The following is a 20,783-nucleotide window of genomic DNA, read 5'->3' as shown; positions in this document are numbered from 1 at the left end:
TTTGCCTCTAACGCTTATGAATAAAGCGCGAGTAGCTATAAAAGTTGATTGATGTTCAGAGGGGCCAAGCGCTTGGAGTCGAGGCCATCAGCAGCGCTGCCGCGCCGGTGAGGCCGAAGATGCCGACTGCGACAAGCGCCCACAGCAGGGCGGTCAGCAGCTTTGTTGCAGGGCCGACGCGATGGGCAGGGTGGGGATGTGTGGCCACTTCACAGGCCTCCTTTTTCGCGCAGGCGCTGCACGAGGTCGTCGTCAATGGGCTGGTGCTCGGTGGTGAGCTGCATGGAATCTCCGATGGGCAAAGAAAAAGCCCGCTAGCGGTTGCTGCGGGCTTGAATAAGGAGCCGGTGCCCTTTCGGGGCATACCTGGGGAAGTAATAGAGAGGGAGGGAGGAGATTTCCCAGGCCCGGCTGAAAAAGGCGATGACTCAGCTTTCTTCTGCCCGATGAGGGTCAAGCAGAAAAAATGCGCACTTAGGTTAATAAAAGGTGCTGCGCCATCTGGTGTGACCACTTTCGCCATCGACGCGGAGGCCGCGCCGAAGTCCATGAATCGCCGCTTGCTCTGGCTAATTCCAAAGATCAAACGACCTCGCTAGAGTGGTCACGCCGGATGCCTGTGCGTCTGAACGCAAAGCGCAAAAAAGCCCGCGCAGTGGCGGGCTGAAAGTAGGAATAGGTTCGGAATATGCCGATCAAAGCTCCTACCTGGGTTCAACGCTGTGTCTTGAGCTCTGGAGTGTCAGGTTACAGGTATGGGTACCCGTAGTGACCGTAGACGCGGCGCCCGTAATCATCGTTGTAATCGGGCACTGTTCCACCTTCGTAGCGGGGAGCACTTTCTAATTGCTCTTTGGTCACTGAGACCACATATCCGCCTTGATTCGGGTTGTACTTGAGGCTATCCCACGGCAGGGGATAAAGGTCTGTGCCCATTCCCAGAAAGCCGCCGAACTCCATGACTGCATAACGCACCTTGCCTGTGATCTTGTCAATCATCAAGGAGTTAATGGAGCCAAGTTTTTCGCCTGCCGGATTGTAGACATTGGTCCCATCCACATCATTGGACGAGATGACAGTTGAATTGGTGTGCATTTTTACCCCTTAAGTCTGCGTAGTCAAAAAATCAGAACAAATACGGCTTTAAGCCGCACTTCGCACTTGGAGCGTTACTGATGAGAAGGTTTTTGCTGCTGCCCGGGCTGTTTTTGCTGGGCTGGATTTTGCTGTTGCTGCTGACCAGGTTGATTGGTTTGCTGCCCTGGCTGATTCTGGTTGGGGTTTTGCTGCTGCTGGCTGGGCTGCTGTTGATTGGCGTTTTGCTGATTGGGTTGCTGAGACATAGCGTTAGCTCCTTCAGTTGAAACGACAAGCCGAGATGACCTGCCTGTCTCTTAGGGTGGGCGTCATGACTGAGAAGCTATGTAGTCGAACACGGACAATACCTAATTTTGTTGTAAGCAAATGAGAGGAATATGTACTACCTACCTATAGGTATAGGAAGAAGTGGTTGCATTTGATTACCTGAGGTCACTCTTGGAAATGCTGTGTTTCTGGCTTCTTGCATCACACTCAAGGCGCTAGATCCAGGAAAATTTACAAATAAAGTAAATAACGCGAATTTTTCTCATAGACATAACGATAAGGGGGAGCTATGGAGACTTTCGAGCTTCGCATCAGCGCTTTGATCAAGCACTTGGAACGCTCTAAACCTTGCGCCGATTGGAAGTCGGCTCACGAATTAGTGAAGAGCAAGTGGATAGAGGTGTGCTCTGAAGTGGGAATGCCTCAAGGTTATTTGGAGGAGATTTCTCAGACTGAATTGGTGCCGGAGCCTGATTTAGATACCTCTCCCGCTGGTAACTTCCTTCTGAATGGAGAAGATGAGCCACTTGTCTGTACCTACATCCAAGCAAATGGAGGGATTGTCATTCAGAGGATGGAGGGGGCAAGCGCGATGGAAATTTTGATGAATTTGCCACCTGATCTGAGTCCTGCGACTCAACTGCAAAGTTGATGCATTTCAAGCACCAAACTGTGTAGGTGATCTGGTGCTAGCAACGCAAACCATAGCCCTGCACGAAAGGCTCTAGTTTGAGAGCTGGGCGATCTCTGGATGGCCCCGCTAAAGCCCTGCGGGGGAAGCACATGCATGCCGCATGCTGGCTACTCGCTCACATTTCACAATCTCCGGGCGCAAAAAAACCACCTCGTGGGTGGCTGGTAAAAGAAAACCGTACTCGTCGGGTCGTTGATCGCTGATCTGCTATTACTGCTTTCGCTGCTGCTGCTCTTCCCTGTTCTGCTTTTGGGGAACGAGAGGTAGGCCTTGCTGTTGTGGAGCTGGGAGCCCACCGTTGAAAAAGAACATCAGCTTCAAGGTGTCCCAAAAAGATGGTGTTGAAATAGGGATAGGGTTACCTGACAAATAGACCTCCGGTCTATGGTGGCGGATCAAGATTGATTGCCTGAATCCACGGTACTCTTATTTATGACCTTAAACGACGGTATCAGAAATAAACGTCTGCAGTGACTGTCGGAGCTGCAAACCGCAGCCCTGCGCGCAAGGCTCTGGTTTGTGCCCCTGATGTCGCTCAGGGGCTGGCGCTGCTTGCGCAGAGGGCGTTCTTGCTCTTGGCCTCCCTGTATGCCTCACCGCCGTATAGAACCCAGCGGATGGATTTCGCGTGGCCTTTCGATGTTCCTGTTGCCGATCCCAATCCGGGGGGCAGAGCAGTACTGACTAGAGCGACCGACGACCTTTTGTATCCCGCTACCGCCCGCGGTGCCCTGTGTTTACCCAGCCGTGCGGCTGCATGAACCGGTGCTAGCTCGATCACTTGGCACCCGTCGCAGCGGTTTTTTGCTGCTACGGAAGAAATGTAGCTTTGCTAAATTATTTGGTCAACAGCCTTGCTAAATAAATTTATGAATTTATCTTTAGCATTGCTTCTAAATGCATACCTGCAAGAGGTTGCAATAGCGCTTCCGAGGGATGCGGCAAAGGTTGCTCAACTTAATTTGTCGGAGTAGAAGCAAGGCAAGGAGGCATTGGCCATGACTTATCAACCGAAAGAGCCGCGCAAAGAGCAGGAGCCCAAGCCTGTCCCGATTGACCCACCGGTCGATGTGCCGCCAGCGGAGCTACCCGGTGACCCGGTCAATGCTCCGAATCTGTAGATGCAAAGCCCGTACTAGGCGAGCTGTCTCAGATTGCGGTCTGATGACCGAAGGAGGAGTATTCAGGTATCACGCACTTCAAGGAGAGCGGCGATGTCTACCCTCATGATGCAAATGGTTGGCCTGTGGATCGTGGCCGTGCTTGTGGCCTGGGTGATCAATGAGATCAGGGACGACTGGGCATAGCGGGTACAGTCAGCCCATGAACAAACTACTTGGAAGCGCTGGCGCGGCGCTCGCAACTATGGCTCTTGCTGGATGCGCTCAAGATTCGGTAAAACCAACTGACTCACCTGTGCTGGGCATGGCTAACCCTGCCTCTGTCTACTGCGTCAAGATTGGCGGGAAGCTGCGGATCGAGAAAACGCCCCAGGGTGAGCAGGGCATCTGTGTGCTACCCAATGGCACAGAGATGGATGAATGGACGCTTTTCCGCAGAGATCACTCAGAGCAGAAGTAGGCAGGCCTAAAAAAGCCCGCACGGAGCGGGCTTGACTTCGGCGCAGGCCTGGGCTGAAGGTCGTCGCAGCATTTTCTGCACCGAGATTTCCGTCGATTGTTAAAACACCATTGAATCCGGCCCAACTGACCCGGCCACTCGGCAGATGCACTCCACTTCCTCTTTGGGAATGGTCGTAGGGGCGTAGCCGTTGTTGATGCTCAGCAGCTGGATTTCATCTCCGCGAATCCAGTTGAGTTCCTTGAGTAGGCATTTGCCGTCATGAAGCTTCACCACCACATCGCGGCCTGGCTGGGCCTCAATGCTGGGTGTGACGACCACGAACTCACCGGCGCGGTAGCGTGGGTGCATGGAGTCGCCCCTGATGCGCAGGGCATAGGCATTTGGGTCGCCAGTCCAGTATTCGACCCACCCATCAGGCACCACGTCCTGAACCAGATAGCCATCATCCCCACCGCGCACGCTTCCTGTAATTGGCACTCTTCTTGATTTCTTTAGCTCTAGGGCGGGCTCGACGTTTGACTGAATCAAATTGGGTGTACCAGTGAGCTTTGGAACATCCTCAACCATCTTGGCTAAACGTGGGCTTATTTCTGCCAATGAGACTCCGAGGGCTTTGGCATAGATCAGGCCGGCTTCTAGGCCAATAGGGCGGTGGCCGCTTTGGTGTTGGGACAGCATCGAAGCTCCGCCAGGAACATTGTTGTCCTTGGCGAATTGCGCCTTGTTGTCCACGCTGGAGAGCAAGCGTTTGAGATTCGCTGCTTCTTCCTCTTGAGTCCATTCTTTCATGTTAGCAATGCTAATAGTCATTTTATTTAGCTTGGCTTTATTATTGTGTGTAGCTGTGCTAAATTACTTGCATGAAACATGCAGCATTAGCCAAGCGCGCAAGCGATGAGAACGGTGGACCTACTGCACTGGCGAGAAAAGTAGGTTGCAGCCCTTCATTTGTCTCCCAATGGATCAGCGGACTCCGTTGGGTACCCAAGGAGCATGCGCCAGCTGTTGAGAGGGTGTCGACGGTGACTCGTAAGCAGCTTTATCCCGAGGACTGGCATGTGATGTGGCCAGAAATCGCGACTCAAACTCAAGCCACCCAAGAGCTGGCGCAGCCATCCACCACCGCAAAGGAGGCTGGCAATGACTGACTCCACCAAACGCATCAAGCATCTTTCGCACCTGTCCAAAGCTCAGAACGCGGCGCTTGCTGCTGTTCTGGATGCGCTCAAGGGGCTGCCTCCCGAGGACGCGCAGGAGGTCCTGGATCACGCGATTGGCCACCTGGTCGGGGATGAGTCCACGCCGATGTTTTCCCGTGGCATTGCAGGCCCATTGGGCAAGGTGGACCATGAGCTGAAAACGAAGGTCGATGAAGTGACCTTCCATCGATTCCGTAGGAGCTGCGCACTTCTGCAGACGGACTCTTCCGCACGCCTTCGCGATGCCGTCTATGTGCTGGAGTGGGGCAAGTCGTACAAGCAGATGGTGATCGAAAAGGTGCGTCATGAAGATGAGCATAGCCAAGGGCTGCTGGAGCTGGTAGGCCACACTCGGGCCCCCGAATTCGGAGGTCGTGGCCAATGAGTGTGAATTCGACACTTTCACCGGCGGCCGCGCCGCTGACGATGAGCAGCCGTGACATTGCAGAGCTGACTGGTAAAGATCACCGCCATGTGCTGCGTGACCTAGATGTGTTGCGCGGCCAGCTTGGCGATATGTTTGCGGGGTCTGCCCAAACTTGGACACACCCCCAAAATAGCCAGCGCTACCCCGAGTACGTGCTGGACAGCCATGCCTATCTGGTTTATTGGGCCTTGCACAAGGCATTCAGTCAGCCTGATAGCGATGGGTTTGACCCGCAGCGCGCGGCCACGGCCGAGGCGACGTTTACCGGCTACTTCGGCGCGCGACCTGATGCCGATATGCGCCGCTCCACCCGCCACGATGAACCCCAGGTGAATATTGGCTATTTCTGATTTTTCAGAAATATGGTTCGGAATATGGAATAGGAAAAAAACCGCACCCATCTAGAGTTGGTGCGAATTCGATAATTTTTAAAAAATGAATTTGTACTTGCTTGAGTACATCTTTATTTATCTTGGAGAAAATTATGTCGTTGACTGCACAGGAAAAACAAACCTATGTGGATATCATTACGCTATCTGGGGTGCTGGCAGTATCCCGGATAACGTGGTTGGGAATATCACTGATGATGTTGTCAGTGTCATGGAGGACGTACTGAGCAGCATTCGTGATTGCTCCATGGCAATGATCGGCATTGATCTGGTGTTCTCGATCTTCTACAACAAAACCTTCGCAACCTGGCGTGAGCTTCTGAAAACCGCCACTGAAACCGTTGGGAAGTCCGGCAAGGACTGGCTTGACACGCTGCGCAACAGCTCTCGCTACAAGATCTGTGTGAACACTGCGGCAGCCGCCAATCGCACCCGCGTGCAGATGGCCTTGGCAGGTATCTAAAAATAGAGCTCCGTATGGGGCTTTATTTAAAAGTTGCCTTTTTCATGAAGTCTCTGAATCTCAGCATCCATACCACGTGGATTCAATTTGAGGGTGCTTGAGATTCTCTGAGTATTCTGGTTGAAAAATTTACAATACCCCTCTTTTTGTGCTTCTTCCAAGCGCGGCGTATTGAGGGTGACTTTTGATAAATTATCCTGATGTGCCTTGATGTAATAATCGGGAATTTTTTTATCTGCTCCCAAGGTTTTAATCAATGTTTCAATGTTTTCTTTGGTTTCTTGGCATATTGGAGGAAGCTGTGGGGCTGGTGCGCTGCATGCGGTGAGAGTCAGGAAAACTAAAGGGTAGAGCAGTAATTTCATAAAAAATATCTTCAAGAAACCTTGGTAATGAATCAATTCAGCCGCACACGGAAATATGCGCAGCTCATACCTTGCGTGAAGGATAACCATGTTCACACCCAAATCAACAGGCTACGAAGAGCGTGAGCGCGCGATGGCCATGAATGCTGCACCCGATTCCATCGTCGGCATGTTCAAGCCCGGTGAGTTCGTACTGCCGCCCGACACTGTGCATGCCATGGGCGGCAAGCAGGCGCTGCAGGGTGTGGTCGATGCCACCCACACACCGGTGAACGGCGGGTTTGGTCTGAGGCGGCGCCCGCCAGAGCCAACGGCCAAGCCGGCGTCCGGCCTGGGCTCGCATCGTGCAATGCTGGAGTCCGCTGACCCCGTGGAGGCTCCTCAACTAGGTCTCAGGCCCAAGGTGTTCTTCGCCAATGGCGGTGCGCCGGAGGATCAGATTCAGCAGTCCGGCGTGGCTGCGAAGGCGAGCGCGGCCCCAAGCCCCAGCAATACATTTCCGGGAAGCCGTCTGCCGGGTAACAGCGGATTCAGCAGCGCGCCACCCAGCGCGCCTACCGCTACGCCGAAGCCAGCGCCGGTGGGGATGACAGACACCCAGCGCACCGATGCCCTGGCTCAGATCCCGACAGGCGGCATCAAAGCACCCGCTCCCGATGGATCGCAGGATGCCTGGAGCAACACCGAAGCGGGACGAAACTTTGGCAATGCCGCGGCTGCGCTGCCCGGTCTCGGTGGCATGGGGCGTGTTGCCTCAACGGGGGGCGCAATCAGTCGAAGCATGAACGCGGCTTCGACGGCATCAAACAATGCTGGCCGCGCTGTGCTTGGTGCGAGTCTATTGGGTGGCACATCTCCTGCAGCAGCCACTTCAACTACCTCCGCCGCCCCTACGACACCAGCGGCTGGCGCTGGCCGTGGATCTATCAATCCGCCTCTGGTCAATCCTGGCGCTCCATCGCCAGCTGTTGCATCAACACCGGCTGTGCCAAGCAATCAATTGGTCGATGGCGTCTACAACCACGGGCGTGGTCAGTACAGCGATCAGGCCGGTGGCATGGGCTTCCCTGCCGGATTCACTGGCAAGCCTAATGCTCAAAACGATGCAGCTGCGGGCGCGCTGGCGCAGTCTGGCAGCTTCGGTCTACAGCGCCCTGCTGTAGCTCCTGCATCAGAAGCGCCAGCCCTGGGGTTGTATGTTGGGCGTGGTGCCGAAGCAGACAGCCAACCAGGGTGGTCGGGCTCGATCGGACAATCCTCAGGCAACGGCAATATGTGGAGCCGCACGCCTGAGCAGCAGCGCCGCGATGCAGAGACGCAGGCCAGCTCCATCCATCGCCAGACTGCAGCCAATGGCGCGGCAGCCTTGCGCGGTCTGGATGTACGAGAAATGGAGGCCATGCGCGGCACCAATGCCTTGCAGCAGGAGCAGATGCGCCAGGTTGGTGGATTGCAGCGCACGGCTATGACCGAGGCTGGCACGACGGGGCGCGCGGCTTTGGCCGAGTCTGGAGCCAGCTCGCGGGCATCTGGCCAATTGGGGCTAGGTTTGCGTCGATTGACGCTGGATCAGCAGCGCGCCAACAGTGATGAACGCCTGCGTGCGCCGCAGATCAAAGCTGCCGAGCGCCTTGGGCAACTGCAGGAGTCCTATATCAACGCCAAGACTCCCGAAGAGCAGGCCGCGATTGCGAGCCAGATGCGCGCTTACGCGGGCAAAGATGAAGCGGATTGGAAGGTGCAGGTCACGCCCGCGACCAAAAACGTGGATGGCTCCACGACTGCTGGGTCGGTCATCCGCTACAACAGCCGTAATGGTGATGTTCAGGATGTGAGTGGTGTTGGAGGCGGCTCTCAGTCGCTGCCACCCGGTATGACCAAGCAGGTTGGGACGGCTGGAGGTAAGCCGGTGTACGAGGATTCAAAGGGAAATCGCTTCGTGGGCTGACGACTACTTTTCCCCGTCAAGCTTTCCACTGAATGGGATGAGTTTGACGGGTTCGTCATACAGCTTCCTGCACGCGACCCCGATCAGGACTGCTGCGCGGTTGCTGCGAGTGTCACCGGCCTTCTTGGCCGTGCACTCCGCACCACTGTTAAAGCCAAGGAGGCCGCGACCTTGCCCTTGAATAATGGCCTCAATGCCGCCCGGATACTTGCCCAGGCACACCTGCATGTTGGCTTGGGCTGCTACATCGTTCTGCGTGCCGGGTAGTTTATCCAGCAGGCAGGTGGCGTAGTTGGCTGCCTGGGCCTGCGCGGCGACCAGCGCCAGCAGTGAGCCGCCCAGCAACACCCTTATCTTCTTTTGCATGTTCCCTCCGGTGAGGGAATGTAGCAGAGCTGTGTTTTCGAAAGGTAGCCCCGCTAGGGTTCGCGCCATACCTTCCAGTGAATCAGCATCCTGTCTATGAGAAAATTCAATTTCTGCTTATTCAGGATGCCTGTTACCAAGGTTTGGGGCTGGCAGTGCAAGACTGCAGCGCGGGCATTTATAGCCTTCACGTGGTTTGTTTTGCAGGATAGATATTTTCTGATCCTCAAAGCAATTTGTACACGCCCAATGTGGTGGTTTCGAGCTTTGGATTTGTGGCTTATAGACTTGAGCAAACGCCCCATACCCAAGGTTCTCAAGCTGGTAATCGCGGGCTGTCGCGGTCCAGTCTTTGAGCTTTTTGTTTTCTTCGGCAAGCATCTGCTTTTCTTTCAGGAGCGTCAGTTTCTCCTCCGCGCTGCTCGCATTCGCGAGAAGGGCTTGTGAAAGCTTCTCCTGGATGTCCGCTGTTGCATGCAAAAGAGCGCCATACTTTTCAAAGCCTCTGAGTTCCTGCAAGATGCCAGTGAGGCTCTGAGTGCTGCGGATTGCATCTGCGATTTCGTTGGCCATGATTAACCTAGCAGCCCAACTGCACCGCTAGCAACAGCTGTCAGCAAAGGGTGCTCTAGGAACTTCTTGAGTAGGCCTTTGGCCTCTTCCTTTTGCTCTGGAGTCGCTGTACTGGAGTCGATAACACGAGCTAGTTCCTGCACGCTGTGATTGACAGACTGCTTATTGTTATTGCCTACGATTACGTTGGATGAACCGCTGATCGTGATGTTTTGTTGAGGCACAAGATTAATCCTAAGGTTGGGTGAGCTGCCAGATTCCACGGTATCGATACCCAGTGCTGATATGTGGCAGTAGTGCATGGCTGTTTTACTACCCAGGTAATGGGTAGCCTTTGCATTCACCAGCCCGTGTTCATTGAGCTGCATAGCAATGCTGAGTATGTCGTCATCTGAAAACGGGAATGAGAAATTCCCGGAAGATGGCACAAAGTCCTCATCTCTTCTGTTTTCATAGAGCACGTTCAGTAGTTCGCCACGTAAGTCTGTATCTTTCATCTCGCCTCCTGTTACTAATGTATCAGTAGCTAGGTTCGGCTCTTCTGCACCCCTCTAGGGTTCGACCAACGCTCAGGGGTGAGGTGTCATTGGGGGATGACTCATTCACCTCTCAAGCCATTTCAAGGTGAGCTGGATAAACCAAGCTCCGCTGGCCAAAGCCTGAAGCCATTCACAGAAACCCTGGATGATGAGTCCTCTGGGCGCGGCTTGATTCGAGGGGCTGGCGACTTGGCAATTGCTTTGGGCTCAGGCATCACCCAAGGCGTCAAGATGCTCACGGATACAGCCGGTGCGGACAATGCCGCATCGCGCTTTTTGGGCAAGGCCACGGATGCGCAAACGGACTTGGTGTCGCCACAGCGTAAAGCCCAGAAGCAGGCCCGATCTGAAATCATCAAGGCGGCTGAAGAGTCTGGCAGCACTTGGGAAGAAGTGAAGGCCTATGTTGGCGGCTTTGCCGAAGCTCCAATTGATACCACGCTGAATGCTTTGGGCACTTCTGCACCCACGCTTGTGGCAGGTTTGCTTACTGGTGGTGGTGCGGTTCCTGCCATTGCCGCGCGCGCGGCTCAGGTGGGTCTGGGCGCGGCTCAGGGCGTAGGTGGCATCAAGGGGCAGATCCAGGAAAGCGTGAAGCAAAAGCATCTGGACGCTGGCGCGACCGAGGCGGATGCCAGCAAACGCGCCGATGAAGCCCAGGCCTACGCAGGGCCCAATGCAGGGAGTATTGCCTTGGGTGGTGCGCTGGGAGCTGTGGCTGGTGGCACTGGTGCTGAGAGCGCAGTCCGGCGACTGGCTGGCCGGCGCGTAGCTGCTGAAGCTGCTGAGAAGGCGGCCCCAGGTGTACTGCGTGCTACGGCAGCGGGCGTGGCCAAAGAGGCTCCGATGGAAATGCTGCAGGGCGGCCAGGAGCGGCATGCATCCAACACGGCCTTGCAGGGCGAAGGCTTTGATGTACCGACTTGGCAGGGCGTGGCCGGACAGGCTGCGCTGGAAGGCTTGGCCTCTGCCCCCATGGGCGGCGGCTTTGGTGCGTTGGAGGGGATGGCGCACAAGGGCGCGGCCCAGCGTCAGAGTGAGGGCGCCGCGGCTTTTGCTTCTGGTGAACCGCGAACGCCGCCGGAGTCGATCAAGAGCGTGGTCGCCAAGGCGCAGTGGGTGCGCGGCTGGAATGTTGCACAGGCTCAGGCGCAAGAGGCGGCGGCTGGGTTGACCCCGGCTACAGAGCTATCAGGCGTGCTGGCCGATCAGCCGGGCGCGGTCGACCGTGCATCGTGCAATGTTCCGCAATGGACTGGGCTGGATCGATTTTGTGTGGGGCAGCGAGGGCATCGTGAAAGCCAGCGGCCGCACGAAGGGCGCCATGGGGCTGTCACACATTCTGGAAGCGCGTCAGCGCAAGGATGGGCTGACGGAAGCTGAAGCAGTCCAGTTCATGGATGAGGTAGTCGTAGCCATTGCTGAAGGGCGTGAGTTCCAGAGAGCCGAATTGCCCCCCACAATTCGTGTTGGGGTAGAGCACCAAAACACGATTGTTTGGCTTACCAAGCGTGAAGGCAGCAATGCTTGGATAGTGACTGGGTATGAAAAAATCCCCAGTGACACAGCAGCGGGGAGAGCCACGACTGTGCCTACACATCAAGCCGCTTCGCTTACCCGCGACAGGATGGAGGGGACAAGCCCTATTCTGGACGAAAGTGCAAATGATGGCAATGTGATGTTCAGCCGCTCGCGTTTCATGGACCTCAAGGACAGTGCCCTGGATCAGCTGAGCCAGACCTTCACCCATGAGGGCAAGGTTTCGCTGTGGGACAAGTCTGTGGGCACCATGCGCCACCTGAGCGAGCGCGCGCCGGCCTTCAAGCCGGTTTACGAAGCAGCAAGCCAGAACATTGAAGATGTTTCCATGCTGGCCAACGATGCGGCTGATGCTGCGCCACGCCTGATTCCTCGTGTGGAAAGCCTGCGCGACATGCTGGGCAAGGATCGCAAAAAGCCGGTGTCTGCCGCAGATAACAAGGCCGTGGCCAAGCCCTTGTTTGAGGGGACGCTGACCTGGGCGCGCGACGAGAACGGCAAGCCTGCCCAGGTGGACGAGCTGCAAAAGCGTCATGCCAATCTGTCGGTGCACAACAAGGCCGCCATGCTGCTCAAGCACGGCAAGATCGATTCGGATGTGTTGGCCATGTGGCAAGGCCTGCCGCTGGCCCAGTTTGAAAAGTTGATTGACTCCCGATTTGAGAGCAAGATGCTCAAGGCGGGTATTGTCTGGAGCGATTCAGAGCTGCAATCCATGTTTGGAGCCAATGCCAACCAGATCAGCCTGTACCGCGAAGCACGCTCGGCCATTGATCGCTCCATCGACATGACGGCCCGCACCGACATGCTGCGCGTGGTGGGCGAGAAGTACGAGCCCATGCGCGACGCGGTGCTGGCGCAGCCTTCTGTGGAGGCCGCTGCCCAGCTGCTGCTGGATACGTTGGAGCAGGATGCCAAGGCGGACCCTGACTCGCGCGAGCGCCTGGCTGGCTATATGCAGCTGATCAGCCGCCGTCTGGACACGGCCGTGGATCTGCAAAAAGCGGGCTATGCGCCCCTGTCGCGCTTTGGCCGCTATACCGTGGATGTGGTGGATGCCAATGGCGAGCGCCAATACTTCGGCATGTATGAGAGCCAGCGGGAGTCCAATCTGGCCAAGATGCAGCTGGCGCAGGAATTCAAGGGCGCGACCATCACCACCGGCACCATGAGTGCAGAGGCCTACAAGCTGTTTGCGGGCGTGACGCCAGAGACGCTGGAGCAGTTCGGGGAAATGCTGGGCCTGAAATCCGAGGGCAATGAGGCCCAGGACAAGGCGTTTCAAGAGTTCCTGAAGCTGACCAAGAACAACCACAGCGCCATGAAACGCATGATCCATCGCCAGGGCATTGCGGGTTTCAGCCAGGATGTGGGCCGGGTCGTGGCCAACTTTGTGTACTCCAATGCACGTGCCGGGGCCATGGGCCTGAACGCGGGCAAGATGGACACTGCCATTGGCGCGATCCCCAAGGAGCAGGGCGAGCTCAAGGATCTGGCCATGGGTCTGCGCAGCTACATCCGCGACCCCCAGGAGGAAGGCCAGGCCGTGCGCGGCATGCTGTTTGCGCAGTACCTGGGTGGCTCACTCGCTTCGGCCTTTGTGAACATGACCCAACCGCGTATTCGGACAGTGCAGCCAGCGATACACAGAGCTGGCAATCCGAGCTGATGGCCACGCAGCTGATGCAGCAACCTGCCGCGCAGCCTGGCCAGTGATTCCCCAAACCAAGGAGAACCCCCAATGAATTTCGGTGACGCAATCAAGGAATTGAAGCTAGGTAAGCGACTGCAGCGCACGGGCTGGAACGGCAAAGGCCTGTTCATCTATCTGGTGCCTGCGGCAAGCTACCCGGTGCAAACCGGCGCGGCCAAAAAGCATTTTGGGGAGGGCGCGCTTGTGCCTTATGCGGCCTACCTTGCCCTCAAGAACGTGGACGAGACAGTCAGCACCTGGGCTCCGAGCATCAACGACACACTGGCCGAAGACTGGCAGGTAGTTGGTTGCACAGTCCCACCCCACCAGCAGCGCGTGCTGGATGAAAAGCAGTGTCGGGACATTGAAATCAGCAAGCTGGACGAGTTCATCGAGCGCAATGCCCTTTTTCGCCAGTTGGACTCCGACGAACAGGCTCGCATGCGCCGTCAGCTCGATGTGATGCAAGAGCTGTCCACCATCCTGGGCGAGCGCATCGCCAACTTCTAACTCAGTAGCCCTGTAGCGGGGTTACCTTCAATAGCCTTCGAGCAAAGGCATTTCCGTCCCATCGACCGCAATCATCACGCCCGTGGTGTTGGGGTCGATTTCAATTGGGACGCCCCACATCTCATTGGGCTTGGCGAAGGAATTGAGGTGATTGAAGTGTCTAAGTTCATCCGGCGGGAGCTTGATGAGCTTGGGGTAGACGTTGCTGTGGGCCTTCCAGTGCCGGAGGAACGTGTGGCAAACGCGCCTGTGGACTGTGTGGATCGGGGATTCATCGGTCATAGCGCGATTGTCTCAGAGCAGACTGCTGCACCAGTGCGTATGACTGGAAACGGCCAGAAGCTGCCTGTCGCTCATCACCACAAAAGCGGTCACTCAGCACTTTGTCGTTCAACAATTAGTGAGGGCGATGCCGGCCTCAGGCATTTCATGGCTCGCCAGTAACGAGCGCAGTCATTTTTCATTAGGAATCAGTTTCCATCCGTCTGCACCCACTGTAAGAACATCAGTTAACGCAAGCTGATCCATAAAAGCTCGGTCATGGGACGCTACGATTAGCGCACCTTGAAAGCTGGACAGCAGTTTTTCCAAAGCACCCAGCGATGGCAGGTCTAAATGATTGGTGGGCTCGTCGAGCAGCAGCAGTTCAGGTGGCTCGTCTGCATAAAGCGCACAAGCGAGCGCGGCTTTTAGGCGCTCGCCACCGCTGAGCGCACTACACATAACATTAAGTCTTTGCGCGTCCAGACCCAGTTGTGCCAGTCGTGTGCGGAGTTCGCCTTCACTGAAGGTGTTATTGACCTCCTGTAGCTGCTCTAACACGGTGCGTTGCGCGTCCAAAATGTCCAGCCGCTGGTCGAGGTAGGCCTGCCGAGGTGTGACACTGCAAATTCCCGCTACAGGTATGAGCCGACCTGCAAGCACCTGCAGCAACGTGGACTTACCACTGGCGTTAGGCCCCACCAGACCGATGCGCTGTTGCCCCGTCACCCGCAAGCTGAGGTGCTTGGTGGCTTCCGGCACAAAGGGTAGTTTCACATCCTCTAGCGCCACCAACTGACGCTGGGCGATACCCTTGTGAGTTGGCGCATGCAAATGAACATGCAAGTCGCTGGCAACCTGCGCTGCGACCTCTCGCACACGCTCGGAAAGCGCTTGCCGTGTGTCTGCTTGCTGTCGATGCAGCTTGCCGACCGATTGGTCGCTGCGCTCCTTTTGCCGGTCCAACAGAATCTTTGCTTGGTTGGCTTGCTTACCGCTGCGAGTTCCGCGTGCTTGACGCTTTTCCTGGCGCTCGCGATGCTCCCGCATCGATAGCTCCTCACGTCGCCGATCCAGCTTGGCACGGTCGAGCTCAGCCAGCGAATTTTGCTGCTCTTGCTCTTTAACTTGCGCATACAAAGCGTAGTTACCGCCGTAGCTTCGTAAGCCCACAGTGGACAGCTCGACGATGCGCTCCATCGACCCCAGCAGTTCACGGTCATGGCTGATTACCAGCAGGCCGTTCTGCCAGTGCTGCAACCAGTCCATCAAGGCTTGGCGGCTGGCTTGGTCAAGATGGTTACTCGGCTCGTCCAGGATCAGGAAATCGGCTTCGGATAATTGGGCGGCGACCAAGGCCACTCGCATCGATTCGCCGCCACTGATTGCGGAGGCTAGCGTATCGGCGTGCAGGTGTGGAAGGCCATGCTGAGCAAGCGCTTGCTGAAGCTGTTGCTGGATGTCCCAGCGGTCTCCAACGGCATCGAAGTCCGCCCCGATAACGCTGCCAGCCTCGATGCGTTGCAGCGCATCCAGCACGCCGCGTACTCCTGCCAGATCAGCTACTGTGGCGCGAGTCGGTGGACTGACCTGCTGCGCCAGATAATGCACCGAGCGCGATTGCACACATCGTCCTTGGGTGGGCTGTAACTGCCCTGCGAGAATGTGCCCAAGAACCGACTTGCCAACGCCATTGCGCCCGACTAAACCGGTGCGACGCAGGTCAAAGTGTTCATTAAGGTTGGAGAAAAGTGTCTCGCCGTTCGGGAGCGTGAAAGACACACCCTCCAGAGAAAAGGAAGTTGTCGCCATACATATTCCAAAGATGCAAAGAGCTCCCCCGCGTGATGGGGGCAGTGGAGATTTGCCGTATCAACGGCTGCATCAGTGGCGCATGGGACGAATCCTCCTCTTGGATGTTTGATCCTCTAATTTTAAGACTGTCCGCATTTGAGTGCAATAACAGTCAGCTTAGGGTCGTTTACGGACTTAGGTTTTGTCGACGCTCGCGGGAGGCTTTGCGCCAATCCCATGGTGCGATTGGTTGCGAATCGCTCCAAAGACCCACTTTGCGCGTCGCAGCTTCTTGCTCGGCAAATTCGTATTGGCCGCGCTCCTGTGGTGATTGTTCGCGGGCATAGGCGCGATACCACCAGGCCATGCCCTGGGTCACCATAGCTAGGCCGGTATCAAGCGTGCGAGGCCAGCCCGATGCTGGGGCGACCCAGACAGAGCACACCTGTCGCTTGTACCTGTCTGTTTTGGTTCAGCGCAGCTCAGCTCAGCCTCTTTCTGAAATGTCAGCTCGGCCAGAGCTTGGCGGGCGCGCTCTCCGAATGGCTGTTTGCGCTCAGGGGCGTCGATGCCCTGTAGTCTTACCTTGATTTGTTCGTATTGACCGGGTTCTCCACTGCGGGCGGTCAAGGTGTCGCCGTCTGAGATGCCGACGACGAGGCCGAGGAGGGTGGTTGCGAGCATCTATCGAATACCTGAGCCGTGGGAATAAGTTCTGAAGAGGCGCATGAATGCTGAGTGGGTAGATGGTAAAATATTCCCACAAACCTGTTGGAACCCGCGCCGGTGCTTGATCGTGATTCGGACTTTTAATCCGTTGGTCACGAGTTCGAATCTCGTAGGACCCACCAGAATGTAGGCGCTACAGCTATAAAAGCTGTAGCGCCTTTTTCGTTTATCTATCCATTGACTGTCGGCCTGTACGTCGAGTCGGGCAATGGTATCGCGCCTGCCAAAATTTGCGATTCGCTTAAAATCTCTGCTTTCGCGTAGAGGCTGCGCCGCTGGAAAAATCAAATGAAATCAACTGATTCTGATCGCACGATGCAAACGAGTATCCCGAAAGTTGGGTTCGTCTCGCTGGGCTGTCCTAAAGCGCTGACTGACAGCGAACTGATTCTCACGCAGCTCAGCGCCGAGGGTTATCAGACCTCCAAGACTTTTGAAGGTGCGGACTTGGTCATTGTTAACACCTGCGGTTTTATTGACGATGCCGTCAAAGAAAGCCTGGACACCATTGGTGAAGCACTGGCTGCCAACGGAAAGGTGATTGTCACCGGTTGCCTGGGCGCCAAGGCCGGTAAAGAAGGTGGCGCCACCATGGTGGCTGAAGTGCACCCCAGCGTGCTGGCTGTAACAGGTCCCCACGCCACGCAGGAGGTGATGGACGCTGTGCACGCCCACCTGCCCAAGCCCCATGACCCGTTTGTGGATCTGGTGCCGGGCAGCTTTGGCGATGCTGGCATCAAGCTCACGCCTAAGCACTATGCGTACCTGAAGATTTCTGAAGGTTGCAATCACCGTTGTACTTTCTGCATCATCCCCTCCATGCGCGGCGACTTGGTTTCGCGCCCGATTGGCGATGTCTTGAAAGAAGCCAAAGCGCTGTTTGAAGGCGGCGTCAAAGAGCTGCTGGTCATCAGCCAAGACACCTCCGCTTACGGCGTAGATGTGAAGTACGTTACCGGCTTCTGGGATGGCAAGCCCGTCAAGACCCGCATGCTGGAGCTGGCCGATGAATTGGGCAAGCTGGCCAAGCAATACGGCGCGTGGGTGCGTATGCACTACGTGTACCCCTACCCCACGGTTGATGCCGTGCTGCCGCTGATGGCCGAAGGCAAGGTCTTGCCATACCTGGATGTGCCGCTGCAGCATAGCCACCCTGACGTTCTGAAGCGTATGAAGCGCCCTGCATCCGGTGAGAAAAACCTCGACCGTATCCGCGGATGGCGCAAGATTTGCCCAGAGTTGGTGATTCGCTCCACCTTCATTGCTGGCTTCCCTGGCGAGACTGAAGAAGAGTTTGAGCACTTGCTTGATTTCATTCGCGAAGCGGAAATTGATCGCGCAGGCTGCTTTGCCTATAGTCCGGTAGAAGGCGCTACCGCCAATGAGTTGCCTGGCATGCTGCCCGAAGAAGTGCGCGAAGCGCGCCGCGCCCGCTTTATGGAAGTGGCGGAAGAAGTCTCCACCGCGCGCCTGCAGCGCCGCGTGGGTCAGGTCATGAAGGTTCTGGTCGACAAAGCCATCAGCTTGGGCAAAAAGGGCGGCGTAGGCCGTACCTATGCCGATGCCCCAGAGATTGACGGCGTGGTGCACATCCAGCCGCCTGAAAAAGCCAGCAAGACCTACAAGGTGGGTGATTTGATCAGCGTGCGTATCGTTGGTACGCAAGGGCATGATCTGGTGGGTATTCCTGTCTAAGCGAATGAAGCAGTCTTTGCAGGCTGCATCAAAAATTTAAAAGGGCCGCGTTCTGCGGCCCTTTTTGCGTCTGTACTTTGTCAGGTATTGCTCAATTGAGCTGTCAAATCTTTGACTGAGGCGAGGCTCGCAATTGCAGGTCGTACGATTTGTTAAAACATCTTGCTGATGCAGTCATGAACGCAAAAAGACACCTGTCAATTTGACGAGGTGTCACGGTGTTGTGTCGCACATGCTCAGAAATATTTTTCTAGGAAGATGACCTCTTGTCTGCAAAGAGGATTTCCATCGAAAGGTGACGAACCTTACCTCGGCACTGGTTTCACAGTTAGGGCTGCTTGGTTCCCCACCTGACCCGGTTGGCCGCTTCCCCATGCGAGGAGGCCCGTCACCGCTGATTATAGGTTGAAAAGACACACTCTGAACTCTCATTGCATGAGATTTCAGGTGCAGCCGTGTTGACATGCCCTTGCCCCGTAGAATTGAAGACTATGTCTTATTTAGTGCTTGCTCGTAAATACCGGCCCCGTACCTTCTCCGAAATGGTGGGGCAGGAGCACGTGGTTCAGGCTCTGACCAATGCGTTGACCCAGCAGCGCCTGCATCACGCTTATCTGTTCACGGGCACTCGTGGCGTGGGCAAGACCACGGTATCGCGCATTCTGGCCAAGTCGCTGAACTGTCAAGGTGTGGACGGCAATGGTGGAATCACTGCAACTCCTTGCGGGGTATGCGCTGCATGCACTGAAATCGATAGCGGTCGTTTCCCTGACTATACGGAGCTGGATGCAGCATCCAACCGTGGTGTGGACGAGGTGCAGAGCCTGCTGGAGCAGGCTGTCTACAAGCCGGTGCAGGGGCGCTTCAAGGTTTTCATGATCGACGAGGTGCACATGCTGACCAACACGGCGTTTAACGCCATGTTGAAGACGCTGGAGGAGCCGCCCGAATATCTGAAGTTTGTGCTGGCCACGACCGATCCGCAGAAAGTGCCTATGACGGTGCTTTCGCGTTGCCTGCAGTTCAACCTGCGACCCATGGCGCCTGAGACGGTGCTGGAACACCTGACGCAAGTGCTGGCAAAAGAGGCCGTGCCTGCTGAGCCGCAGGCATTGCGCCTGCTCTCGCGTGCAGCGCGAGGCTCCATGCGTGATGCGCTGAGTCTGACCGATCAGGCGATTGCCTTTGGCAGCGGTCAGCTTCAGGAGGCCTCGGTGCGCCAGATGCTGGGCAGTGTGGACCGCAGCCATGTGTTTCGCCTGATTGATGCGCTGGCGCAGGGTGATGGCCGCACGGTGGTTGAGACTTCTGAAGAGTTGCGCCACAACGGCTTGTCGGCTGCTTCTACGCTGGAGGAAATGTGCGCCGTGCTGCAGCGCATGGCGGTGCTGCAGGCCGTGCCTGATATGCCCCTGGATGCCAGCGACCCGGAAGCCGCTGAAGTGGATCGCCTAGCTGGCTTGATGCCGCGTGATGAGACGCAGCTGCTCTACAGCATCTGCCTGCATGGCCGTGCGGAGCTGGGTCTGGCTCCTGACGAATATGCGGCGCTGACCATGGCGCTGCTGCGGCTGCTGGCGTTTAAGCCCGAAAATGCCGAAGCTGGCACGGCTGAAAAAAAAACTCCAGCGCTGAGGCCTAGTCGCCTGGTTGCTACTTCACCGGCTGCCGAGCCCGCAGGGCTGTCGGCTCCGGCGGCCACGCCCGTGGCTATCTCGCCTGTTGCTCCAACCGTGCAGCCGCAGGCGGCAGAGCAGGAGCCTGCCTCTGAATTTTTAGCGTTAAAACAGCCTGAAGCCCATATAAATCAAGCGTATGAAGCTACTGTATTGGTAGCTGAATCTGTGCTCGCTCAGCCACAACCTGCCGTGCTGCAAAACGCTCCTGCCGCCGCGCTGGAAGTGCCTCGGTCGATTACGCCGGATGCCGCTGAAGTGCCTGCTGTAGCGACTGAAGTGGTCGTAGATTCAGAAGAAGAGGCTTCGGAATCACAAGAAATGGCGGATTCGGCCGATGTAACAGACACTCCGCAAGAAGTGGACCCCAGCGAAGCCGCCTGGGCGGGTATGCCCGAAGAGGGCTGGGCGGATGATGGGCGCTGGAGCGATGAGGCCGATGTGGATGTCGGCCAGCCCATGAACTCCATGCCCGCGATACCTTCCATGGAGCAGGAAGAGCCTGCTGCGCAGGAGTCGGCTGGTGGCTATGCCAGCACCGCTCAAGATGTTGCGCCTGTAGAGCGCACGGCCGAAGGTGATCTGTGGCAAAACGTGGTCGAACAATTGCTGCAGACTGAAGCCGTGGCGGCTCTGGCGCGGCAGCTGGCACTGCAGTCGCAGCTGATTGCCCGTGACGGTGATTTGTGGCATCTGCGGGTCGATTCCAGCTCTTTGAACCAAACGGGCTCACGTGATCGTCTGCGTGCTGCGCTGGAAGCGGCTGGTCATGCGCGACAATTGCACGTTGAGTTGGGCCCGGTGACCGATACTCCTGCACGTCGACTGGCCTTTGAAAAGAAAACGCACCAGCTGCTTGCTGAAGACATTGTCAAAAGCAATTCGCTGGTGCAAACCTTGAGGCGAGACTTTGGCGCGAAAATCGTGCCTGGCAGCATCAAGCCCCTATCCATTCAGCCTGAATAAGGCGTTTC

23 protein-coding genes, 1 other RNA gene and 1 pseudogene are annotated in these 20,783 nt (G+C 56.4%); 14 read left to right on the top strand and 11 right to left on the bottom strand.

Annotation, left to right across the window (positions count from 1 at the left end; genetic code table 11):
* Nucleotides 1-55: 55 nt before the first annotated feature.
* Both CLU84_RS22065 and CLU84_RS12530 read right to left on the bottom strand, forming a co-directional pair.
* Nucleotides 56-208, bottom strand: coding sequence for a hypothetical protein (locus CLU84_RS22065; RefSeq protein WP_158235217.1), 153 nt, complete (start codon nucleotides 206-208; stop codon nucleotides 56-58).
* 539 nt (nucleotides 209-747) lie between these two features.
* Entirely contained in the window at nucleotides 748-1,095 is a 348-nt protein-coding gene (locus CLU84_RS12530) for a PRC-barrel domain-containing protein (RefSeq protein ID WP_099737449.1), read from the bottom strand.
* An 80-nt stretch (nucleotides 1,096-1,175) separates the two neighbouring features.
* Between CLU84_RS12530 and CLU84_RS22060 the strand changes: the two genes are divergently transcribed.
* The 4 genes from CLU84_RS22060 to CLU84_RS22695 all read left to right on the top strand — a co-directional run bounded on the left by CLU84_RS22060 (nucleotide 1,176) and on the right by CLU84_RS22695 (nucleotide 3,640).
* Complete coding sequence (locus CLU84_RS22060) at nucleotides 1,176-1,364, top strand: hypothetical protein (protein ID WP_158235215.1); 189 nt, start codon at nucleotides 1,176-1,178, stop codon at nucleotides 1,362-1,364.
* A gap of 290 nt (nucleotides 1,365-1,654) precedes the next feature.
* Entirely contained in the window at nucleotides 1,655-2,017 is a 363-nt protein-coding gene (locus CLU84_RS12525; protein WP_099737448.1) for a hypothetical protein, read from the top strand.
* 1,040 nt (nucleotides 2,018-3,057) lie between these two features.
* Nucleotides 3,058-3,180 carry a hypothetical protein gene (locus CLU84_RS22565; RefSeq protein ID WP_255409118.1) on the top strand — a complete coding sequence of 41 codons (123 nt, stop codon included), beginning with the start codon at nucleotides 3,058-3,060 and terminating at the stop codon, nucleotides 3,178-3,180.
* A gap of 160 nt (nucleotides 3,181-3,340) precedes the next feature.
* Nucleotides 3,341-3,640 carry a DUF333 domain-containing protein gene (locus CLU84_RS22695; protein WP_369826844.1) on the top strand — a complete coding sequence of 100 codons (300 nt, stop codon included), beginning with the start codon at nucleotides 3,341-3,343 and terminating at the stop codon, nucleotides 3,638-3,640.
* 99 nt (nucleotides 3,641-3,739) lie between these two features.
* Here the strand turns inward: CLU84_RS22695 and CLU84_RS12510 are convergent, their stop codons facing one another.
* Nucleotides 3,740-4,432, bottom strand: a complete 693-nt coding sequence (locus tag CLU84_RS12510) for a LexA family transcriptional regulator (RefSeq protein WP_158235213.1) — start codon at nucleotides 4,430-4,432, stop codon at nucleotides 3,740-3,742.
* A 71-nt stretch (nucleotides 4,433-4,503) separates the two neighbouring features.
* On the opposite strand from CLU84_RS12510, the gene CLU84_RS12505 reads away from it, so the two are divergent.
* The 4 genes from CLU84_RS12505 to CLU84_RS21930 all read left to right on the top strand — a co-directional run bounded on the left by CLU84_RS12505 (nucleotide 4,504) and on the right by CLU84_RS21930 (nucleotide 6,121).
* A complete protein-coding gene (locus CLU84_RS12505; protein WP_099737444.1) occupies nucleotides 4,504-4,791 on the top strand; it encodes a YdaS family helix-turn-helix protein in 288 nt (95 codons plus the stop codon).
* On the top strand, nucleotides 4,784-5,227 hold the full coding sequence (locus CLU84_RS12500; protein ID WP_099737443.1) for a hypothetical protein: 444 nt from the start codon (nucleotides 4,784-4,786) through the stop codon (nucleotides 5,225-5,227). The genes CLU84_RS12505 and CLU84_RS12500 overlap by 8 nt, the downstream gene beginning before the upstream one ends.
* The gene (locus CLU84_RS12495; protein ID WP_099737442.1) at nucleotides 5,224-5,619 is read left to right on the top strand and encodes a Rha family transcriptional regulator; all 396 of its coding nucleotides are present in this window, start codon (nucleotides 5,224-5,226) and stop codon (nucleotides 5,617-5,619) included. Before CLU84_RS12500 ends, CLU84_RS12495 begins: the two co-directional genes overlap by 4 nt.
* Nucleotides 5,620-5,704: 85 nt before the next feature.
* Nucleotides 5,705-6,121, top strand: coding sequence for a hypothetical protein (locus tag CLU84_RS21930; RefSeq protein ID WP_158235211.1), 417 nt, complete (start codon nucleotides 5,705-5,707; stop codon nucleotides 6,119-6,121).
* Nucleotides 6,122-6,147: 26 nt separating this feature from the next.
* On the opposite strand, the gene CLU84_RS12485 is transcribed toward CLU84_RS21930, so the two are convergent.
* Entirely contained in the window at nucleotides 6,148-6,486 is a 339-nt protein-coding gene (locus CLU84_RS12485) for a hypothetical protein (protein WP_144445459.1), read from the bottom strand.
* An 88-nt stretch (nucleotides 6,487-6,574) separates the two neighbouring features.
* On the opposite strand from CLU84_RS12485, the gene CLU84_RS12480 reads away from it, so the two are divergent.
* Nucleotides 6,575-8,434, top strand: coding sequence for a hypothetical protein (locus CLU84_RS12480; RefSeq protein WP_099737439.1), 1,860 nt, complete (start codon nucleotides 6,575-6,577; stop codon nucleotides 8,432-8,434).
* A gap of 3 nt (nucleotides 8,435-8,437) precedes the next feature.
* On the opposite strand, the gene CLU84_RS12475 is transcribed toward CLU84_RS12480, so the two are convergent.
* The 3 genes from CLU84_RS12475 to CLU84_RS12465 all read right to left on the bottom strand — a co-directional run bounded on the left by CLU84_RS12475 (nucleotide 8,438) and on the right by CLU84_RS12465 (nucleotide 9,870).
* A complete protein-coding gene (locus tag CLU84_RS12475; protein ID WP_233210032.1) occupies nucleotides 8,438-8,800 on the bottom strand; it encodes a hypothetical protein in 363 nt (120 codons plus the stop codon).
* A gap of 117 nt (nucleotides 8,801-8,917) precedes the next feature.
* Nucleotides 8,918-9,373, bottom strand: a complete 456-nt coding sequence (locus CLU84_RS12470) for a hypothetical protein (RefSeq protein WP_099737438.1) — start codon at nucleotides 9,371-9,373, stop codon at nucleotides 8,918-8,920.
* Between the two features lie 2 nt (nucleotides 9,374-9,375).
* Entirely contained in the window at nucleotides 9,376-9,870 is a 495-nt protein-coding gene (locus tag CLU84_RS12465) for a hypothetical protein (protein WP_099737437.1), read from the bottom strand.
* A 96-nt stretch (nucleotides 9,871-9,966) separates the two neighbouring features.
* Here CLU84_RS12465 and CLU84_RS22440 point away from each other — a divergent pair, with 96 nt between their 5' ends.
* The 3 genes from CLU84_RS22440 to CLU84_RS22235 all read left to right on the top strand — a co-directional run bounded on the left by CLU84_RS22440 (nucleotide 9,967) and on the right by CLU84_RS22235 (nucleotide 13,654).
* On the top strand, nucleotides 9,967-11,295 hold the full coding sequence (locus CLU84_RS22440; RefSeq protein ID WP_233210031.1) for a hypothetical protein: 1,329 nt from the start codon (nucleotides 9,967-9,969) through the stop codon (nucleotides 11,293-11,295).
* A complete protein-coding gene (locus CLU84_RS12460; RefSeq protein ID WP_233210141.1) occupies nucleotides 11,186-13,120 on the top strand; it encodes a PLxRFG domain-containing protein in 1,935 nt (644 codons plus the stop codon). Before CLU84_RS22440 ends, CLU84_RS12460 begins: the two co-directional genes overlap by 110 nt.
* Before the next feature lie 72 nt (nucleotides 13,121-13,192).
* Nucleotides 13,193-13,654: a DUF2829 domain-containing protein gene (locus CLU84_RS22235; RefSeq protein ID WP_199173729.1), complete on the top strand. Its 462-nt coding sequence runs from the start codon at nucleotides 13,193-13,195 to the stop codon at nucleotides 13,652-13,654.
* A 27-nt stretch (nucleotides 13,655-13,681) separates the two neighbouring features.
* Here CLU84_RS22235 and CLU84_RS12445 read toward each other — a convergent pair whose 3' ends face one another.
* The 3 genes and pseudogenes from CLU84_RS12445 to CLU84_RS12435 all read right to left on the bottom strand — a co-directional run bounded on the left by CLU84_RS12445 (nucleotide 13,682) and on the right by CLU84_RS12435 (nucleotide 16,393).
* The gene (locus tag CLU84_RS12445) at nucleotides 13,682-13,936 is read right to left on the bottom strand and encodes a hypothetical protein (RefSeq protein ID WP_099737435.1); all 255 of its coding nucleotides are present in this window, start codon (nucleotides 13,934-13,936) and stop codon (nucleotides 13,682-13,684) included.
* A gap of 171 nt (nucleotides 13,937-14,107) precedes the next feature.
* Nucleotides 14,108-15,727 carry an ABC-F family ATP-binding cassette domain-containing protein gene (locus CLU84_RS12440; protein WP_099737434.1) on the bottom strand — a complete coding sequence of 540 codons (1,620 nt, stop codon included), beginning with the start codon at nucleotides 15,725-15,727 and terminating at the stop codon, nucleotides 14,108-14,110.
* 169 nt (nucleotides 15,728-15,896) lie between these two features.
* Nucleotides 15,897-16,393, bottom strand: a pseudogene (locus CLU84_RS12435) (thermonuclease family protein).
* 360 nt (nucleotides 16,394-16,753) lie between these two features.
* On the opposite strand from CLU84_RS12435, the gene rimO reads away from it, so the two are divergent.
* Nucleotides 16,754-18,133 carry a 30S ribosomal protein S12 methylthiotransferase RimO gene (gene rimO, locus CLU84_RS12425; protein WP_369826842.1) on the top strand — a complete coding sequence of 460 codons (1,380 nt, stop codon included), beginning with the start codon at nucleotides 16,754-16,756 and terminating at the stop codon, nucleotides 18,131-18,133.
* A 294-nt stretch (nucleotides 18,134-18,427) separates the two neighbouring features.
* Here the strand turns inward: rimO and ffs are convergent.
* Nucleotides 18,428-18,523, bottom strand: an RNA gene (ffs, locus tag CLU84_RS12420) — signal recognition particle sRNA small type.
* 101 nt (nucleotides 18,524-18,624) lie between these two features.
* Here ffs and dnaX point away from each other — a divergent pair.
* Nucleotides 18,625-20,775, top strand: coding sequence for a DNA polymerase III subunit gamma/tau (dnaX, locus tag CLU84_RS12415; RefSeq protein ID WP_099737432.1), 2,151 nt, complete (start codon nucleotides 18,625-18,627; stop codon nucleotides 20,773-20,775).
* Nucleotides 20,776-20,783 lie beyond the last annotated feature (8 nt).

The organism is Comamonas sp. 26 (assembly GCF_002754475.1).
Lineage (GTDB): Bacteria > Pseudomonadota > Gammaproteobacteria > Burkholderiales > Burkholderiaceae_C > Comamonas.
The sequence above is the reverse complement of the archived record's forward strand: the minus strand, read 5'-3'. Positions and strand labels throughout refer to the sequence as shown.

Bases quoted from the DNA above. Each gene is read 5' to 3' on its own strand.
- CLU84_RS22060 (WP_158235215.1), top strand. From the start codon at position 1,176: ATGAGAAGGTTTTTGCTGCTGCCCGGGCTGTTTTTGCTGGGCTGGATT.
- CLU84_RS12530 (WP_099737449.1), bottom strand. From the start codon at position 1,095: ATGCACACCAATTCAACTGTCATCTCGTCCAATGATGTGGATGGGACC.
- CLU84_RS12470 (WP_099737438.1), bottom strand. From the start codon at position 9,373: ATGGCCAACGAAATCGCAGATGCAATCCGCAGCACTCAGAGCCTCACT.
- CLU84_RS12485 (WP_144445459.1), bottom strand. From the start codon at position 6,486: ATGAAATTACTGCTCTACCCTTTAGTTTTCCTGACTCTCACCGCATGC.
- CLU84_RS22695 (WP_369826844.1), top strand. From the start codon at position 3,341: ATGAGATCAGGGACGACTGGGCATAGCGGGTACAGTCAGCCCATGAAC.
- CLU84_RS12440 (WP_099737434.1), bottom strand. From the start codon at position 15,727: ATGGCGACAACTTCCTTTTCTCTGGAGGGTGTGTCTTTCACGCTCCCG.
- CLU84_RS12510 (WP_158235213.1), bottom strand. From the start codon at position 4,432: ATGAAAGAATGGACTCAAGAGGAAGAAGCAGCGAATCTCAAACGCTTG.
- CLU84_RS12475 (WP_233210032.1), bottom strand. From the start codon at position 8,800: ATGCAAAAGAAGATAAGGGTGTTGCTGGGCGGCTCACTGCTGGCGCTG.
- CLU84_RS12500 (WP_099737443.1), top strand. From the start codon at position 4,784: ATGACTGACTCCACCAAACGCATCAAGCATCTTTCGCACCTGTCCAAA.
- rimO (WP_369826842.1), top strand. From the start codon at position 16,754: ATGCAAACGAGTATCCCGAAAGTTGGGTTCGTCTCGCTGGGCTGTCCT.
- CLU84_RS22565 (WP_255409118.1), top strand. From the start codon at position 3,058: ATGACTTATCAACCGAAAGAGCCGCGCAAAGAGCAGGAGCCCAAGCCT.
- CLU84_RS22440 (WP_233210031.1), top strand. From the start codon at position 9,967: ATGACTCATTCACCTCTCAAGCCATTTCAAGGTGAGCTGGATAAACCA.
- dnaX (WP_099737432.1), top strand. From the start codon at position 18,625: ATGTCTTATTTAGTGCTTGCTCGTAAATACCGGCCCCGTACCTTCTCC.
- CLU84_RS22235 (WP_199173729.1), top strand. From the start codon at position 13,193: ATGAATTTCGGTGACGCAATCAAGGAATTGAAGCTAGGTAAGCGACTG.
- CLU84_RS12445 (WP_099737435.1), bottom strand. From the start codon at position 13,936: ATGACCGATGAATCCCCGATCCACACAGTCCACAGGCGCGTTTGCCAC.
- CLU84_RS12465 (WP_099737437.1), bottom strand. From the start codon at position 9,870: ATGAAAGATACAGACTTACGTGGCGAACTACTGAACGTGCTCTATGAA.
- CLU84_RS12525 (WP_099737448.1), top strand. From the start codon at position 1,655: ATGGAGACTTTCGAGCTTCGCATCAGCGCTTTGATCAAGCACTTGGAA.
- CLU84_RS12480 (WP_099737439.1), top strand. From the start codon at position 6,575: ATGTTCACACCCAAATCAACAGGCTACGAAGAGCGTGAGCGCGCGATG.
- CLU84_RS21930 (WP_158235211.1), top strand. From the start codon at position 5,705: ATGAATTTGTACTTGCTTGAGTACATCTTTATTTATCTTGGAGAAAAT.
- CLU84_RS12495 (WP_099737442.1), top strand. From the start codon at position 5,224: ATGAGTGTGAATTCGACACTTTCACCGGCGGCCGCGCCGCTGACGATG.
- CLU84_RS12505 (WP_099737444.1), top strand. From the start codon at position 4,504: ATGAAACATGCAGCATTAGCCAAGCGCGCAAGCGATGAGAACGGTGGA.